The sequence below is a fragment of the Neisseria sp. P0021.S005 genome (assembly GCF_051956955.1).
Genome location: NZ_JBQCWY010000028.1, coordinates 1 through 16,490, shown reverse-complemented (window position 1 = coordinate 16,490; position 16,490 = coordinate 1). Strand labels below are relative to the sequence as shown.

The following is a 16,490-nucleotide window of genomic DNA, read 5'->3' as shown; positions in this document are numbered from 1 at the left end:
AGACCGATATTTACTGGCTTCATTGTGTCTCCTTTTGAGCCGATACTTTAAAATAATCACGAAAAACCAAGGCTTGTTATAATCGCTTGCAATCGTAAATTCAGAGCAAAGCATCAATGCACAAGGTTAAACGTTGAATCCTACCTGATATTGCTTGATTTTGCACCTTTTTTTGCAAGTTTCCCAAGGCCGTCTGAAAAATCGTTCTACCATAAAAACAGGAATTGCCATGAAAATCACAGAAAACCATATCGATGAAACCGCATCATTTTTTTCATCCTCACAAGGCATATTGCAAATCGGTGAACAAACATACTCAAAACCCATTTGCTGGCAAGATGGCAAAGTGAGCATCATTCCTCAAACAACCATCGAAGAATTAAACGAACAAATTTTTATATCAGCAATTGAAACAGCAGAAAACCGTCCAGAAGTCATTATTATCGGTACAGGAGAAAAACAAAAATTCCTGCATCCCAAAATTGCTGCAGCCTTATCAGCCTACGGAATCGGCTTTGAATGCATGAACACAGCCTCCACTTGCCGAACTTTAGTTTTACTGCAAGGCGAAGGCCGAAGCACATGGGCTTGGTTGTGGCCATAATTTGTAGAAAAGACTTTTGCATCATACTAGTACAAATTCGCATAATTTATATTATGTTAAATTTCCTATTCAAGATGATTTAAGCATAACATCTTGAATTACCTCTTCTCGCTGACGTTGTTCCTTGATTATACAAGGAAATATTATGTCCGCACCCGTAATATTGTCTGCGGCCGCTACCAAAGGCGGCGTAGGCAAAACAACACTCATTGCTAATGTCTCCGGCATTCTCGCTGATATTGGACTCCGCGTCCTAATGATCGACTGCGACGTTCAGCCATCACTGTCTAAATACTACCCAATAAGCCACCGCGCTCCAAATGGTATTGTCGAATTGCTTCTCGGTGAAAATACCGAAGAAGTCATCCGCTCAACAATATCCAATACCGTTTTCCCAAATTTAGACATCGTTATTTCCAATAACATTTCTGCTTTTGTCGAGACTGAAGTAACTTCTCGTCCCGATCGTGCCTTTTTGCTGAGAAGCAAACTGCATTCACAATACATACAGAATAACTACGATGTGGTTTTGATCGATACTCAGGGTGCAGTCGGCCCTCTCTTGGATACAGCTGCCTTCGCTGCTACATGCTTGCTTTGCCCGATTATGCCTGAAGTTTTGAGTGCCCGTGAGTTTCTCACTGGTACCCAAGAACTTCTGAAGCGACTGCAAAAAGGCGAAGCAATGCGCATCCCCATGCCTCAATTACGAGCCATCATCTACGCGCAAGATCGTACCAATGATGCGAAATTCATCGCATCCTCTATCAAAGACTTCTTTAGTAATACCTTAGACGACAGACGTAAATTGCTGAGCGTAGCAGTTCCTGCTGCCAAAGCATATAAGGAAGCCACAACGTTACGAGTTCCTGTTCATTGCCATGAGCGTAAACAGCTTGGAAAGATGCTGCCCGCTTATGAAATCATGCACCGTATTGTTTATGAGATTTTCCCTGGTATCGAAAATAAAAAATTGCGTGGAAGCTGTTTCAACGACATGACCAGCCTGCTGCAAGAGGAGGTACAGTCATGAATCTGGGCCAAACCAAAGCAGCTTTGAGCCTACACATCGGTACACCTGCACAGACAAATATGAGTTTTGGCCTCGAGGATACTCCTTCTCAGGGCATGTTAATGTCGTTGCCAATCAGCGAGATCGATTTCTTTGACAAAAACCCACGCCGTTTACATGATGTTTCCAGCTATGAGGCCATCAAAGAGTCCATTCGTTCTTCAGGTATTCAACAACCGGTACACGTTACCCAGCGACCTGGTGAAAGTAAATATGTACTGGCACAGGGTGGTAATACCCGTCTCAAAATCTTGCGCGAACTCTTGGAAGAAACTGGCGATAACCGCTTCCGTATGATGCCGTGCATTTACATCCCCTACTCTGACGAAACTACATTGCAGGTTGCGCACCTTGTTGAAAACGAACTGCGTGCTGAAATGTGTTTTTGGGATAAAGCCTGCAAATACGCCGAAATTCGCGATATTTTCCAAGATGAATCTGACTCAGGGAAACTTTCTTTGCGCGAACTGGAAGTGATGTTTTCTGATAAAGGGCTTACGGTTTCTCATAAAACTCTAGGACTGTTCTTTTTTGCTTCTGATAACTTACAGGAGCTTCAAGAATACGCATTCAAACTTTCCCATGCAAAAGTTGAAGAAATTAAAAAACTTCACTCTACCCTGTTCTCAATTTCTAAATCAATTCAGTTGGACGACTCTTTCCAATATTTATGGTCAGATGTGCTGGATCAGTGGCATAACCAATATTCTGCAACAGAGTTAGACGTACATGAGCTTTGTCAGTTTGTACTCAACAAATTCAAATTTGAATATGGTGCTGAAGCCTTTCCTGAAACAGAAAATTTATCTGATAAGAATAAATCTGAAACAGCTGTCAAACAAGATGTCAATTTGCATCAAAAAGAAGCATCTGAAAATAACACTGAGTCAGGGGATTCATCTATTGAATCTGTGCCAGCTAAAGAAGATAGCCCAGAGACTGATGCAGAGGATGAGCTGAAAGGAACTGAACAGACAGGGTTCGAAGCCCTGGATGTTCAGAATCATCAGGTTACTTTGGATCAAACTAGCAAAAAACTGTTTTCTGCGGTTCGTAAGTTGTTGGCCAAAGTGAACCTGTCTGATTGCTTTAAAACCCACAAAGACTTCGCATACGGTTGGTATGTCGAGTATCCAGCATTTGAGCATATTTCAGGATCCAGTGCCGAAAATGCAATCTATGCTATTGATGTTTTGCATGAGGAAGCCGGCAATGTTTTTACATTCCTGTGGAAGCTTTGCGGTATCGATAACTTCATGTTTGATGTTGGCGATAGCTCAAATCCCCTACTTTCGCTGAAAAATGATTCAAAACTTCGTATTGCCTACGAAGATCCCGACAAATACGACGAATATACAAACTGCGGCATTGGCAACAAAGAGAACATCATTGCCTCTGTGTTGAATTGGCAGACAAATAGAGACCTTTGCAAAATTCCCCAAAATCCCCTAAATTCCCACAAAGACATTTAGGGGATTTCCCATGAGCACCTTCTTCCAGCAAACCGCCCAAGCCATGATTGCCAAACACATCGACCGCTTCCCACTATTGAAGTTGGATCAGGTGATTGATTGGCAGCCGATCGAACAATACCTGAATCGTCAAAGAACCCGTTACCTTAGAGACCACCGAGGGCGTCCCGCCTATCCCCTGTTGTCCATGTTCAAAGCCGTCCTGCTCGGACAATGGCACAGCCTCTCCGATCCCGAGCTCGAACACAGCCTCATCACCCGCATCGACTTCAACCTGTTTTGCCGCTTTGACGAACTGAGCATCCCCGATTACAGCACCCTATGCCGCTACCGCAACTGGCTGGCGCAAGACGACACCCTGCCCGAATTGCTGGAATTGATTAACCGACAACTGACCGAAAAAGGCCTAAAAGTAGAGAAAGCATCCGCCGCCGTCATTGACACCACCATTATTCAGACCGCCGGCAGCAAACAGCGCCAGGCCATAGAAGTCGATGACGAAGGACAAGTCAGCGGCCAAACCACACCGAGTAAAGACAGCGATGCCCGTTGGATAAAGAAAAACGGGTTATACAGACTCGGTTACAAACAACATACCCGTACCGATGCGGAAGGCTATATTGAGAAACTGCACATTACCCCCGCCAATGCCCATGAGTGCAAACACCTGTCGCCTTTGTTGGAAGGACTGCCCAAAGGTACGACCGTCTATGCCGATAAAGGCTATGACAGTAAGGAAAACCGGCAACATCTGAAAGAGCGTCGACTGCAGGACGGCATTATGCGCAAAGCACACCGCAACCGTCCGCTGACGGAAGCGCAAACCAAACGCAACCGATATTTGTCGAAGACCCGTTATGTGGTCGAACAAAGCTTCGGTACACTGCACCGTAAATTCCGCTATGCCCGGGCAGCCTATTTCGGTCTGCTCAAAGTAAGTGCGCAAAGCCATCTGAAGGCGATGTGTTTGAACCTTTTGAAAGCGGCTAACAGGCTAAGTGTGCCTGTTGCTGCTTAAAAGGCGGCCGGATGCCTGATTATCAGGTATCCAAGGGGGATTAAGGGGGTATTTGAGTAGAATCAGTGGATATTTGAAATGAAAACAGCCGAAAACCTGTGTTAGGTTTCGGCCGTCGGGTAAAAGGGAGTTTTTGCAAAGGTCTCAGTCTATGAATTGGGTTGTAATCGTAAACCTAAGAGATATCTAAAGACTTACAAGTGCTATTTTTTGAAAAAGAAAAAGTCAAGCAGACTCAGATGCTTGACCTTTTAATTCCTCAGAGTTAATCTGTATTGTGTAACGCTACACAGTATTGGCGTATCGTTAGTGTTACAAAATATACGCAGAAATGCATTTGATAAACCCTTAAATAAGGAACTAAAAATGATTGTAAAACATCCTGGCTTAAGAATCAAAGAAGAGTTATTACCTAAAGGAATGACGGTAACAGAAGCTGCAAAATTGCTAGCAATTGGTCGACCTGCACTATCTAATTTCTTGAATGGTAAAGCAATGTTGTCACCTAACATGGCTCAGCGGTTATCAAAGACCTTTAACTTCCCATTAGATCAATTAATGCAATGGCAGGCTGAGTATGAAGATGCTCTAATTCAACAAACTGAAGCTCCTGCAACTCATATTTATGCTCCTCCTTTTTTAGATATAAAAGCAAATGATATTGAAAATTGGGTCAATACTTGCGAAATTTCATCAAGATCACGTTTATCTGTTTTTTTGAGAACACTGATCCACTCAACGAGCGAAAAAATAACTCAAATTGATTTTCCTGGAAATGATGATTCACAACGACCTGGCTGGGATGGTTGGATTGAGTCAAATGAAGCAACTCCGTGGATTCCTGATGGTAATTCAGGCTGGGAATTTGGTGTTAATAAAGATATTAAGGCCAAAGCTGATAGTGATTTTGATAAAAGCCTTAAGGCTCACCTTTCAGATTCTAAAAATATAACATTTATTTTTGTAACACCTCGTCGCTGGCCTGGAAAAAATAAATGGGTTCAGCAAAAGAAAGCTCTTAATAAATGGAAAGATGTCAGAGCATATGATGCAAGCGATCTTGAACAGTGGCTAGCTCAGTCATTACCAGCACAAAGTTGGCTGGCAAATGAAGCAAAATTGCCTACACAAAATGTAGATTCCTTAGATAGTGTATGGCAAGAATGGGCAAATGTGTGTAATCCAAGTTTAAATACGTCTTTCTTTAACAAATTAATTAAAGTATATGAAGAAAAGATTTTGGATTATTTATCCAAACCGCCCCAAAAACCTTTTTACATTGCAGCTGATTCTAAAATCGAAGCAATGGCATTTTTGTCCGCCCTGTTTTCAGATAAAAAATTTATTTCTTATAGAGATAATTGTCTAGTATTTAAAGAAGAGAATGTCCTTTCTCGTCTTGCTCAAGGCTCTAAGAGTTTTATTGCAATTACTGATAATAAAAACGTCGAAAAAGAGCTGGCTCAATATTCGCAAAAGATTCATGCCTTTGTTGTTTACCCTAAAAATACTCTAATACAAAATATTGATCTAAAACTTGAAATTTTAGATTCAGTAACTTTTCTTCATTCATTAGAAGAAATGGGGTATTCCTATGATACAGCACAAGAATTGGCAAAAAAATCCGGTTATTCATTAACAGTCCTGCGACGACAGCTGTCAAAGAATGAGGCTATTCATAAGCCTGAATGGGTAGATAGTCATAATCAAGTTCTTATTCCATTTCTATTTGCTGGAGGATGGGACAGTTCTAATCAATATGACATTTCTATCCTAGAAGCTTTATCAAAAAATTTACCGTATGAGTCTTTAGAACAAGAGTTTCAAGTAAGCTTGCTTCTTAATGACTCTCCCGTTTGGGCAGTAGACTCACATAGAGGAGTAGTATCAAAAATCGATTTGTTATTTGCTATTGCACCCTACATTACTAAAGCAGATTTAGAGCGCTTCTTTGACAGCGCTAAATTAGTTTTAGGAGAAGATAATCCTGCCTTAGATTTGCCTAAAGATCAGCAATGGCAAGCTAATATATATGATAAAAAGCGTCAGCATTCTAAAGGCTTGAGAGATAGTATAGGGGAGATGCTTATTTTATTGGCTGTTCATGGTAATGAATTATTTAAAAATAGATTAGCTTTTAATTGTGAGGAAGCAGTAAATAAACTCGTGGAAGAATTATTCTCTCCACTTAACTTAAGAGTATTGCTTGCACAAGCATCTGATTTCTCAGTGTATGCAGAAGCGAGCCCAAAAGTATTTTTAAGTATTATAGAAAACGATTTGAAAACTGATAAGCAATTCTTAGAGCTAATGCAACCTGTTTCTACTGATATTTTCTCTTCACCTAAGTATACTGATTTGTTGTGGGCATTAGAGAAATTAGCTTGGGATAAATTAACAGTTGCTAGAGTGGTAAAAATTTTGGCTCAATTAAGTCAAGAGGAAATCACTGATAATTATAGCAACAAACCTTTTAATTCATTATCTGGAGTTTTTAGAGCTTGGTTACCTGCTACAAATATCAATACGCAAGAACGTATTCAATTATTAAAAGAGTTAGTTAGAAAATTTCCAGATATCGGTTGGCGAATTTGTATTAGCCAATTTCCAAGTACATCTGCTCAAACAGCATTTCCAGCTAGTAAATGTATTTGGAGGAATAATTGTGCTCAAAATACAGTAACTGAACAAGATGTTTATGATTTCTGGAATGCCTCAGTAGAAATAGCATTAACTTGGGCAAGTCATACATTTGAACAATTACTTGATTTAGTCAATCATATTCATGGTTTAACACCTAAACAGCAAAATAAAATTTGGTTTCTTATTAAAGATTGGGCATTAAACCAAGCTACAGAATCTGAGAAAATTACCATGCGAGAAAAACTTCGCACGACTATTTTATCTAAAAGAGCTAAAAGAGATTCTAATAGAATTATGTTTACGGAATTGGGCAAGCAGACATATGCAGCATTAGAACCCAAAGAACTAATAGATAAATATTTCTGGTTATTTAGATCTCATTGGGTAGATTACTCTACTGATGAGATAGAAGATGATCCAAATATGAATTTTGAAGAAAGAGAAGGAATTATTAACCAAAATCGTGTTGTCGCGTTAAAAGAAATTTTACAAGAAAAAGGACTTTCAGGAATTCTAGAATTATCTTTAAAAGGAGATTGCGCAAGTACGATAGGTTTTCTTCTAAGACGTTTTGTATTTTCATCAGATGAGGAGTCAGTACAATTAATTAAATTGGCTCTGGAGTCTTTTAAAAAAGATGCTCACATTAATTATAAGAACATTATTCGGGGATTGTTATCCGAAAGTGATGATAACACCTCTTTATTTGAAACCCTTTCTGGGTATTTAGATGATTCTGGTAAAGTACAAGTATACTTACAGGCACCTTTTGATTCACAGGTATGGAGCTTGGTTGAGTCTCTAGAGAAACATTACCAACAAGGATATTGGGAGCAAATTGTTCCATCATATTGTCAGAATATAAATGAAGCTGAAAATGCCGTAAGATGTCTGCTGTCAGCAAACAGACCTCAAACTGCTTTTTTATATATTAGTTTTAATCTAAAAAAAATATCTACTAAAGTTATTTTTGAGATTTTAACAGCAATGCTTTTACCAACAGCAAAAAATGAAAATAATCCACCAGATAGTTATCGGTTAGGAGATGCATTTTCTCAAATTTCTGATTGTGAAACTTTGAGCTTAGAACAAAAGGCGAATTTAGAATTTTCCTACATAGTGGCTTTAGCACCTTATGGAAGAAAAAGTGAAAATTGTTCAATCAAAAGTTTAGAAAGATATTTAGAAGAACATCCTGAATTTTTCGTTCAACTTATCTCAAAACTTTATAAAAGAGATGATGGATTAGAAGATGAAAATGAGGCTGTTAACACGCAATTAGTTAAATATTACCGGTATACTTTAAATGCCTTAAGCCACATACCGGGCGAAGATAATTTAGGAAAAATTAATCCCGAAAAGCTTGAAGGATGGGTAAAACAAGCAATTAACCTTGCTGAAAAGCATGGACGTAGAAATATCGTTGAATATTTTATTGGTAAGTTATTAGGCCATTGCCAAAATGGAGAAGATGGGATTTGGCCTTGTGAAGGTGTACGTGATTTAGTTGAAGATATACATTCTAAAAATATGATTGAAGGAATGTATATAGAAAAACGTAATAGCAGGGGAGTTACAAGTCGTTCATTTGGTGATGGTGGTGCTCAAGAATGGAGAATATTCGAACAATATCAAGATTGGCGTAGACAATTAGCTATTACTCATCCGTTTGTGGCCGATGAGTTACTTGGTCAGTTGGCTAAGTCTTATAAAAATGAAGCTGAAATGTGGGATAATGAGCATCGATTAGATATGCATTTATGATGAATTAGGGATATCTAGGCGTTTGTGCAGCTAACTTTATATGGAAGGCCGTCTGAATACTAAATTTCAGATGGCTTTTTCGTGTAAAAGTGCGGTCAAAATTTTAGATATTTTTCATGATTGTTAATTTAATAAGATTCCTAAACCTATAAGACGATTATTTTCTATCTAATTGGAGATTGAATGATGAAAAAATTATTTACAGCAGTACTTTCTGCGGCAGCGATTGCTGTACCGTTTTTGGCTTCTGCGAATACTGCACCACAAACAGAACAAAGCGCAGTACAACCAGAAAAAGCAAAAAGTGTTTGGATTGATGTACGTTCAGCCGAGGAATTTAACGCAGGTCATTTACAAGATGCCGTGAATATTCCGCACGATCAAATCCTTGCACGTATTCAAGCGGTTAGCCCAGATAAAACTGCGCCCGTTAATCTCTATTGCCGCAGTGGTCGTCGTGTAGAAACCGCATTGACCGAGTTGAAAAATGCTGGCTACACCAATGTGACCAACCATGGTGGATATGAAGATTTGGTGAAAAAAGGATTGAAATAAATATCACATCTTTAAAAACAAAAATCCCCTCGCATAAAGCGTTAGGGGATTTTTTATGATAAAGAAATTATTTCTTCTCCATCGCCATTTGCGACATTTTTAGTACCAAATGGCGTGGTAGGAACGGAATGATCCAATCCAACATAAAACGCAGTTTTCCTTCGTTAAATGCCACCAATTCGCCGCGCATTATCGCCTTGTGGCCATACTGTGCCACGGATTGCGCAGATTTTGCGTTATCCCAGGCGGCCACGCCCTGCAAATTGCCTGCAGCCACAAAGCCCGTTGCCACTGCGCCCGGGCAAAGTGCCGTAACTGTCACACCACTTACAGACACTTCCTGTGCTACGGCTTGACTGAATGAAGTTACGAAAGCTTTGGTGGCGTAGTACACTGCCTGATTAGGGACGGGCATAAATGATGCGGTGGACGAAACATTCAAAATTCTGCCTGACTGTTGCGCTAACATGGACGGCAGATACAGTCGGGTTAACGACATCAGCGCGATAATATTCACTTGCACCATATGCATTTCATCTGCCAAATCCCGCTCGGCAAACTTGCCATGCCCGCCCAAACCTGCATTGTTGATCAGATAATCGACTTGAATACCTAACGCCTGGGTTTGCTCAAAAATGCGTTCGGCAGCATTAGATTCTGCTAAATCGATAGCAATAACGTACGCTTTAATACCGAATTGTGCGGTCAATTCTTCGGCAATTTTATTTAACTTGTCTTGGGAGCGTGCGACCAAAACCACATTGTCGCCTTGCTGTGCGTGAATTTTTGCCAATTCCAAACCAATGCCGCTCGATGCGCCTGTAATGAGTGCTGTTTTTACCATTTTGTTTACCTCTTGTTTAATTTATGGTGGTATTTTATGGTATAATTTTGTTGAATTAAAAGTAAAAAATGGCTTATTTATGGTAAAAAACAAACCTTTTATCCAAAATATCACATCGGAAGACGAAATCGGTCTGGAAATTTGCACTGCACAAGTGTTTTACCAAAGTGAAACAGCAGCAGATGCAGCCATTAAAACCCAACTTGAGCAACAACACCGCTTTGAATATTTTGTGTGGATTTGGGTGCAACAGGGAGAATGTCGGCACATTTTGGACTTTGCCGAGATGGTACAGCAAACAGGCGAATGGCTGCTGATTCGCCCTAAGCAAATTCACCATTTTACAGGTGTGGCAGACTGGGACGGATGGGGAATGTCCTTTGCGCCACAAATACTGACCTCCAATATTTCGGACAAGTTGAGACAACTGCCATCCCAAGGCAAGGTGGCGCCGCAACACGTGCCTTTGCTCACCCAGATGATGCATACCCTCTCTGATTTACGCTATGCGGACGATTTGGCGCAATCGGCAAAAGCCGAGCTGGTACAGCAGCAACTCGGTGTATTTTTAACTTGGCTGTCGTCGGTGTATTCGCCGCAAAACGCCCTGCCCGACCTCCCAAAGCAGCGTTGGCAGGCATTTTGTGCGTTGCTGGAAACGCATTTTTCCACACAGCACCAACTGGCGTTTTACGCTGATGCGCTTTCATGTCACGAAAAAACACTGAACCAAACCTGCCGACAATATGCGGGGCTAACAGCAAAACAGTTCATTAATCAAAGAATTTTATTGGAAAGCAAGCGATTGTTGGCTTATACGAAAGTGTCCGTCAAAGAAATCGCGTGGCAACTCGGCTTTGAAGAGGCTACGCATTTCGGCAAATTTTTTAAGAAAGAAATGCAGAAAACACCGTTGGCATTTCGCAAGGAATTTCAGCAGTCGTAGCCTAGTTTCAATAAAGCTGCCGTTGATATTCAATGTATTTAAAGTCAATGATGATTCAAATATAAAAGGCCGTCTGAAGAATTTCAGACGACCTTCTCTTTATCAATATCCATGAAACCAATTCAGACCACTGTTTTATTCTAAAGGCGTCACTTGGCCTACACATTTAATGCCCAAGATACGCGGAAACTGGACAGACAGCGATTTGCCTTCGCGTGTGAAAATCTCGGAATGGTTGATGCCGAAGCCTTTGATTTTTACCAGTGACCAACTCTCTTTGATATCAGGTGTTGGCACGTCTTGATAAATCAGTTGCTCTGGACCGCCGGCTTGATAGATTTTTACGGCTTTCATAATACCTCCCTAAGAATCTGATGCTTTCAGGTAGCCTACTGCCAATTTTACTTTCCTAACAACCCATTTTTCTCCAAATACTCCCGCGCTACGTTTTCCGCGCTTTCGCCTTGCACTTTCACGCGGTAGTTCATCTCACTCATTTCCTCTTCGCTAATTTTTCCCGCCAGTCGGTTAAGTGCGGTCACAATTTGAGGATTTTTTTCAGCAAATTCTGCTTTCATCAATGGCGCACCCTGATAAGCAGGAAACAGGGAAATATCATCTTTCAGTAGGCGCAATTGATATTGTTTCAATTCTGCATCGGTGGAAAAGGCTTCCACTAGGTCGATTTTGTCATTCAACAATGCCGTATAGCGTAAGGCAGGTTCCAAGCTAACAATATGTTTTAGCGTGATACCGGCTGCCTGCATGCCTTTATAGCCATCCGCTCGGTCGATAAATTCCAGTGAGAAACCTGCTCGGATATTGGGCGCTACCTGCTTCAAGTCGCTGATTGTCTTCAGTTGGTGCGATGCACCGTAGCTTTCTTTGACCGCCAACGCGTAAGTGTTCTGATAAGACATTGGTGGCAGAAACTCTAGCTGATATTGTTCCGCCAATAATTGTTTGCCCCGTTGATAGGTTTCATCTGGCGACAGATGGCGGTTCTTCTGTTCAGTTGGTACTTGTACTAAGGCTTCCAGCACTGTGCCGGTGAATTCAGGATAAATATCGATTTCGCCACTATTCAGTGCGCTAAACAGGAAAGTAGTTTTGCCAAAATTAGGTTTGACTGTGACTTTCACGTTCGAATTCTCACGTTCAATCAATAATTTATACATGTTAATCAGAATATCCGGCTCACTCCCCATTTTGCCGGCAACCACCACGTTTTTTGTAGCAGGTGTAAATGAAATCTGAGACAGACCGAGTGCGCCGAAGCCCACCACCAATGCAAGAATAATCGGCAACTTGCGTCGTGATTTCTGCAACAGCCCGATAATGCCGCTTACACCGACAGCCAATAATGCGGAGAGCAATGCGCCGGTAAACGTCATTGTCATGTTGTTGCGATCGATACCGAGCAGAATCAGGTTGCCCAAACCGCCTGCTCCGATTAACGCCGCCAGAGTTGCCGTGCCGACAATCAGCACTGCCGCCGTGCGAATGCCCGAAATCATGGCAGGCAAAGCCATCGGCAGTTCAATCCGCCACAATGATTGCCAGCGCGATAGTCCGAATGCGGTGTACGCATCTTGAATCGATTGGTCGATTTGGGTCAGCCCCAAATAGGTATTTTGAAAAATAGGCAACAGCGCGTATAGCGTGAGCGCAATCAAGACGGGCGGCGAACCGATACCGACAAACGGAATCAGCAAACCCAGCAGCGCCAAAGACGGAATGGTTTGCAATATATTGGTAAACTGCAATACCGCTTCCGCTGCCCGCTGTCTGCGCGCAAACAACACGGCGGCAGGCACCGCAATTGCCACTGCCGCGAGCAAAGCCAGGCCGGAAAGCCATAAATGCGTAAGCAGCATTTGCCAGAGTTCTGCCAGGGTAACGTTTAGGGATGAGAACATAGTTTTAAATTTTATGTTTAGTACGTTGAATAATAGATGTTTATGTTTGCTTTACAGCAAGGTATTAGCGCCTTGAAAGAGGTTTCAGACGGCCTTCACCATCATAACACTGCCCTTCTCACAGCTTCCTGTCCCTGTTTATCCAACCGTAAGAATTGGTGGATGATGCGTTCGGCATCGGGTGCATCGGCGGTGGAAAACAGCGATTGCACATAATCATTTGCCGGCTGCTTTTTGATTTCTTCAGGTGTGTCGATTTGTACCAGTTTGCCATTATGCATTACACCGATACGGCAAGCGAGTTTGGCGGCTTCCTGCATATCATGGGTAACGAAAACGATAGTGGTGCCAAATTTTTGGTGAATCATAGCAATTTGGTCTTGCAGCACGGTGCGTACCAGCGGGTCAAGTGCTGAAAACGGTTCGTCCATCAGCAGAACTTGAGGCTTGGCTGCAATGGCTCGCAAAATACCGATGCGCTGCTGTTCACCGCCGGAAAGTTCGTGCGGATAGCGGTCGCGGTAGTGCGCAGGGTCAAGTTCCACCAGCTCCAATAATTCATTCACACGCGTTTTGCGTTCGGCTTTCGGCCAGCCCAGTACGTCAGGCATGAGTTCGATATTTTCCGCGACGGTCATGGTGGGGAAAAGTGCGATTTGCTGCAATACGTAACCAATTTGGTGGCGGAGCTGGCGGATGTCGTAGTCTTTAATCCGTTTCCCGTGCAGATAAACGTTGCCATCGGTCGGTTCAATTAGCGCGTTAATCATGCGTAAAGTGGTGGATTTGCCGCTGCCCGAGCTACCTACCAACACGAAAAATTCACCCTGATAAATGGTCAAATCCAAATCGCGCACAGCATATTTGCCGTCATAATGCTTGCCTGTGCCACGAAACTCGATAAATGGGACAAGATTATTTTGCATATTGTGCCTTTACTACGTCTTCAAAACTAATCGGTGCGCGTCCCAACAACTGCGACAGGTCGTCTGAAACGGTAGCAAGCTCGCCTTTGGCAATGGCAGTGTAGGTAGAAACCCAGGCTTCAATCTGCCAATCGGGAGTGTCAGGATACTCAGCTTTGCGGCTGGCGAAGGCTTCTTCCACAGTTTCATTGTGGTAGCAGTGCGGTTTGCCGGTGATTTCGGTTAAGACGGCGGCTATTTCAATAAAACTTAATGATTGGGAACCGGTCAGTGTGTAGGTCTGATTATCGTAGTGGTGATTGTCGCAAGCGATGTCGGCGATGATGTTTGCCGCTGCTTGGGTGACATCGTGCTGCGAAACGCAGGCAACGCGCCCGTCGTCGGCTGGGCCTGCGATGATGCCATCTGCGTTAGCAATTGTTGCCATCATCTCACTGTAAAAATTGTCGCGCAGAAAGGTGTAGCGCATATTTGTTTGCCGGATTGCATTTTCGGTAACCGCATGAGTGCGCGCCAGCGTGAAGGTACTGTCCAACGCCGCTTGAGCAAAAGAGAGATAGACAATATGCTTCACGCCCGCTTCCGAAGCAGCCTGCACCAAAGTCAAATGCTCCTGTTCGCGCATCGGACTTTCGGCGGCGGACACCATAAACAGCACGTCCACCCCATTTAAAGCCTGCTTAGCAAGCTCCAAATCGCCATAGGCAAACCGTCGCGCCTCGCAGTTCGTGAGATTGGGCGCTTTGGCGGGGTTACGCAGCGGCAGGATAAGCGGCAGGCCGCATGTGCTCAGATGACGGGCGACCATACCGCCGATGTTGCCGCTGGAGCCAGTGATGGCTAGATTCATGTTGTTTTCCTTATGCGTTTTCTAAAGAGATAGCTTTGCTGTTTACAGGGTTTCTGTAAAACCATGTGCATGCTGCTTTTTGAGTTTCAGGTAGACTGAATAGATTCAAGGGATGGTTTATTGATGGTTATTATTGTAGCAGTTTTCCTACATACGATAAGCCGCGAAAGACTTACTTGATTATTAAGCTGAATAATACCGCAGGGCGATTTTTCAGGTATATTACGACCAAGCAGGTAATGGAAAACAGGCAGACCCCGACTATATGCGCTGGCAGCCTGTTGCAGTATGGGATGCCTACCTGCGCTACAAAATCGGCAAAAACCTGACTGCCGAGCTGGTGGGCAGCAACCTGACCAACCGCTACTACCTCGACCCGATGAGTCGCTCTTACCTGCCTGCACCAGGTAGGACAATCCGTATTGGGATAACTGGAAAATGGTAATGATCAATTAATCATTTTGGGAGTAAAAAGCCGTCTGAACATTGGGTTTCAGACGGCTTTTTACATGATGGCTTAGTTATGCCCTACTCTTTCATGTTATATGAAGGTTGAAGCTACCCTGCATAATTTTTATATCTTCTGCTTTGGAAGCAAAAAGGCTGCTTGAAAATAAAAGGTCTATATTTCAGACGGCCTTTGCTTTATAGCAAACTCGAAATTTAAGCCACGAAATCCAAACCTATATCCAACGAATGGCTGCTGTGGGTCAGATAGCCGAGGGCGATGCCGTCCACGCCGGTTTGCGCCACGCGCTTCAGTCGGTCGAAGCCGATGCCGCCCGATGCTTCGCAATAGACGGTGTGGGGGTGGGCAGTTTGCGTGTGGCAGCGGTTTGCCGCTTTTTTCAGGGTTTCGTCGTCCATGTTGTCCAGCAAAATCCGTTCTGCGCCCGCCACGATAGCTTTGTCCAGTTGTGCCAACGTGTCCACTTCGATTTCCACGCAGGTCAACGGTCCGACTGCTTGCTTTGCCTGCTGCACGGCTTGGGCGATGCTGTCACAATAGGCAAGATGGTTGTCTTTGATGAGGATGGCGTCGTCCAAGCCCATGCGGTGGTTTACGCCGCCACCTGCTCTGACGGCGTATTTTTGCAGGACGCGAAGCAGTGGGATGGTTTTGCGGCTGCACACGATGTCCACATTGTAACCGGCAACTTCGGCTACTGCGCGAGCGGTAGCGGTGGCGATGCCGCTTAAGTGCGTGAGGTAGTTGAGCGCGGTGCGTTCGGCGGCGAGCAGCGCGCGGGCGTTGCCTTCGATGGCGGCCAGCGTCTGACCTGCGCGGACGGCTTGTCCGTCTCGGATTTCGGCTTGGAAGCGGACGGACGGATCCATCGTCTGAAAGGCGAGGCGCGCCAAGTCCATGCCGGCGATAACGCCGTTTTCGCGGCTGACGAGGAAAAGTTTGGCGGTTTTATCGGGCGCTATAACGGCGGCGGACGTAATGTCGCCGCGCCTGCCCAAATCTTCGCTCAAGGCTTGTTCTACCATGGGGCGCAATAGGGTATCGGGCAGGGGGAAGAGGGTGTTTTCAGACGACATGGGGTTTCCTTTGTTGAAAAATATTGATGTTGTACCGATGGGGCAAAACTTCATTTTATAGTGGATTAACAAAAACCAGTACGGCTTTGCCTCGCCTTAGCTCAAAGAGAACAATTCTCTCCGGCGTCATCTGATTATTTTGAAATTGCCATTTCAATGACTTGCTCAACATAGTTGTTTTCCAAATCAATTACGTCTCCTTTTCTTTGTTTTGATATTTTTAATTCGTCATACGCGTAAAAAATAGCAATTTTTTTCCCTTCACAAAATAAATGTCTGTCGGATTTATTCATCATATACATACTTTCATTCCTTACGATGCCTTCACCATC

General features: G+C 43.3%; 13 protein-coding genes and 2 pseudogenes. 8 read left to right on the top strand and 7 right to left on the bottom strand.

From position 1 onward, the window contains the following. The first annotated feature begins 229 nt into the window (after positions 1-229). The 6 genes from ACTHUE_RS03245 (at position 230) to ACTHUE_RS03220 (ending at position 9,128) form a co-directional block, all read left to right on the top strand. Positions 230-604 carry an Mth938-like domain-containing protein gene (locus tag ACTHUE_RS03245; RefSeq protein WP_070461951.1) on the top strand — a complete coding sequence of 125 codons (375 nt, stop codon included), beginning with the start codon at positions 230-232 and terminating at the stop codon, positions 602-604. 145 nt (positions 605-749) lie between these two features. Beyond that, positions 750-1,637 (top strand): ParA family protein, encoded by an 888-nt coding sequence (locus tag ACTHUE_RS03240; RefSeq protein ID WP_440402787.1) that lies wholly within the window; start codon positions 750-752, stop codon positions 1,635-1,637. Next, positions 1,634-3,148, top strand: a complete 1,515-nt coding sequence (locus tag ACTHUE_RS03235) for a ParB family protein (RefSeq protein ID WP_440402788.1) — start codon at positions 1,634-1,636, stop codon at positions 3,146-3,148. Before ACTHUE_RS03240 ends, ACTHUE_RS03235 begins: the two co-directional genes overlap by 4 nt. Before the next feature lie 10 nt (positions 3,149-3,158). Next, entirely contained in the window at positions 3,159-4,166 is a 1,008-nt protein-coding gene (locus tag ACTHUE_RS03230; RefSeq protein WP_440398553.1) for an IS5 family transposase, read from the top strand. 366 nt (positions 4,167-4,532) lie between these two features. Further along, positions 4,533-8,573 (top strand): helix-turn-helix transcriptional regulator, encoded by a 4,041-nt coding sequence (locus tag ACTHUE_RS03225; protein WP_440423028.1) that lies wholly within the window; start codon positions 4,533-4,535, stop codon positions 8,571-8,573. Between the two features lie 186 nt (positions 8,574-8,759). Beyond that, a complete protein-coding gene (locus tag ACTHUE_RS03220) occupies positions 8,760-9,128 on the top strand; it encodes a rhodanese-like domain-containing protein (RefSeq protein WP_070461580.1) in 369 nt (122 codons plus the stop codon). 67 nt (positions 9,129-9,195) lie between these two features. Here the strand turns inward: ACTHUE_RS03220 and ACTHUE_RS03215 are convergent, their stop codons facing one another. Next, on the bottom strand, positions 9,196-9,972 hold the full coding sequence (locus tag ACTHUE_RS03215) for an SDR family NAD(P)-dependent oxidoreductase (RefSeq protein WP_070461567.1): 777 nt from the start codon (positions 9,970-9,972) through the stop codon (positions 9,196-9,198). Here ACTHUE_RS03215 and ACTHUE_RS03210 point away from each other — a divergent pair. Further along, the gene (locus ACTHUE_RS03210; protein ID WP_159068523.1) at positions 9,953-10,918 is read left to right on the top strand and encodes a helix-turn-helix domain-containing protein; all 966 of its coding nucleotides are present in this window, start codon (positions 9,953-9,955) and stop codon (positions 10,916-10,918) included. The genes ACTHUE_RS03215 and ACTHUE_RS03210 overlap by 20 nt on opposite strands. A gap of 135 nt (positions 10,919-11,053) precedes the next feature. Here ACTHUE_RS03210 and ACTHUE_RS03205 read toward each other — a convergent pair whose 3' ends face one another. The 4 genes from ACTHUE_RS03205 to ACTHUE_RS03190 all read right to left on the bottom strand — a co-directional run bounded on the left by ACTHUE_RS03205 (position 11,054) and on the right by ACTHUE_RS03190 (position 14,613). After that, a complete protein-coding gene (locus tag ACTHUE_RS03205) occupies positions 11,054-11,272 on the bottom strand; it encodes an alcohol dehydrogenase catalytic domain-containing protein (RefSeq protein WP_199900406.1) in 219 nt (72 codons plus the stop codon). A gap of 47 nt (positions 11,273-11,319) precedes the next feature. Continuing rightward, complete coding sequence (locus ACTHUE_RS03200) at positions 11,320-12,837, bottom strand: ABC transporter permease/substrate-binding protein (RefSeq protein ID WP_070461569.1); 1,518 nt, start codon at positions 12,835-12,837, stop codon at positions 11,320-11,322. Positions 12,838-12,938: 101 nt separating this feature from the next. Then, entirely contained in the window at positions 12,939-13,763 is an 825-nt protein-coding gene (locus ACTHUE_RS03195; protein ID WP_070461570.1) for an ABC transporter ATP-binding protein, read from the bottom strand. Then, positions 13,753-14,613 carry an SDR family oxidoreductase gene (locus ACTHUE_RS03190; RefSeq protein WP_440402868.1) on the bottom strand — a complete coding sequence of 287 codons (861 nt, stop codon included), beginning with the start codon at positions 14,611-14,613 and terminating at the stop codon, positions 13,753-13,755. The genes ACTHUE_RS03195 and ACTHUE_RS03190 overlap by 11 nt, the downstream gene beginning before the upstream one ends. Positions 14,614-14,875: 262 nt before the next feature. On the opposite strand from ACTHUE_RS03190, the pseudogene ACTHUE_RS03185 reads away from it, so the two are divergent. Continuing rightward, a pseudogene (locus ACTHUE_RS03185) lies at positions 14,876-15,058 on the top strand (hypothetical protein); the annotation flags it as partial. A 218-nt stretch (positions 15,059-15,276) separates the two neighbouring features. Here ACTHUE_RS03185 and nadC read toward each other — a convergent pair. Continuing rightward, positions 15,277-16,158 (bottom strand): carboxylating nicotinate-nucleotide diphosphorylase, encoded by an 882-nt coding sequence (gene nadC / locus ACTHUE_RS03180; RefSeq protein ID WP_440423026.1) that lies wholly within the window; start codon positions 16,156-16,158, stop codon positions 15,277-15,279. A 134-nt stretch (positions 16,159-16,292) separates the two neighbouring features. Further along, positions 16,293-16,490, bottom strand: a pseudogene (locus ACTHUE_RS03175) (hypothetical protein); the annotation flags it as partial.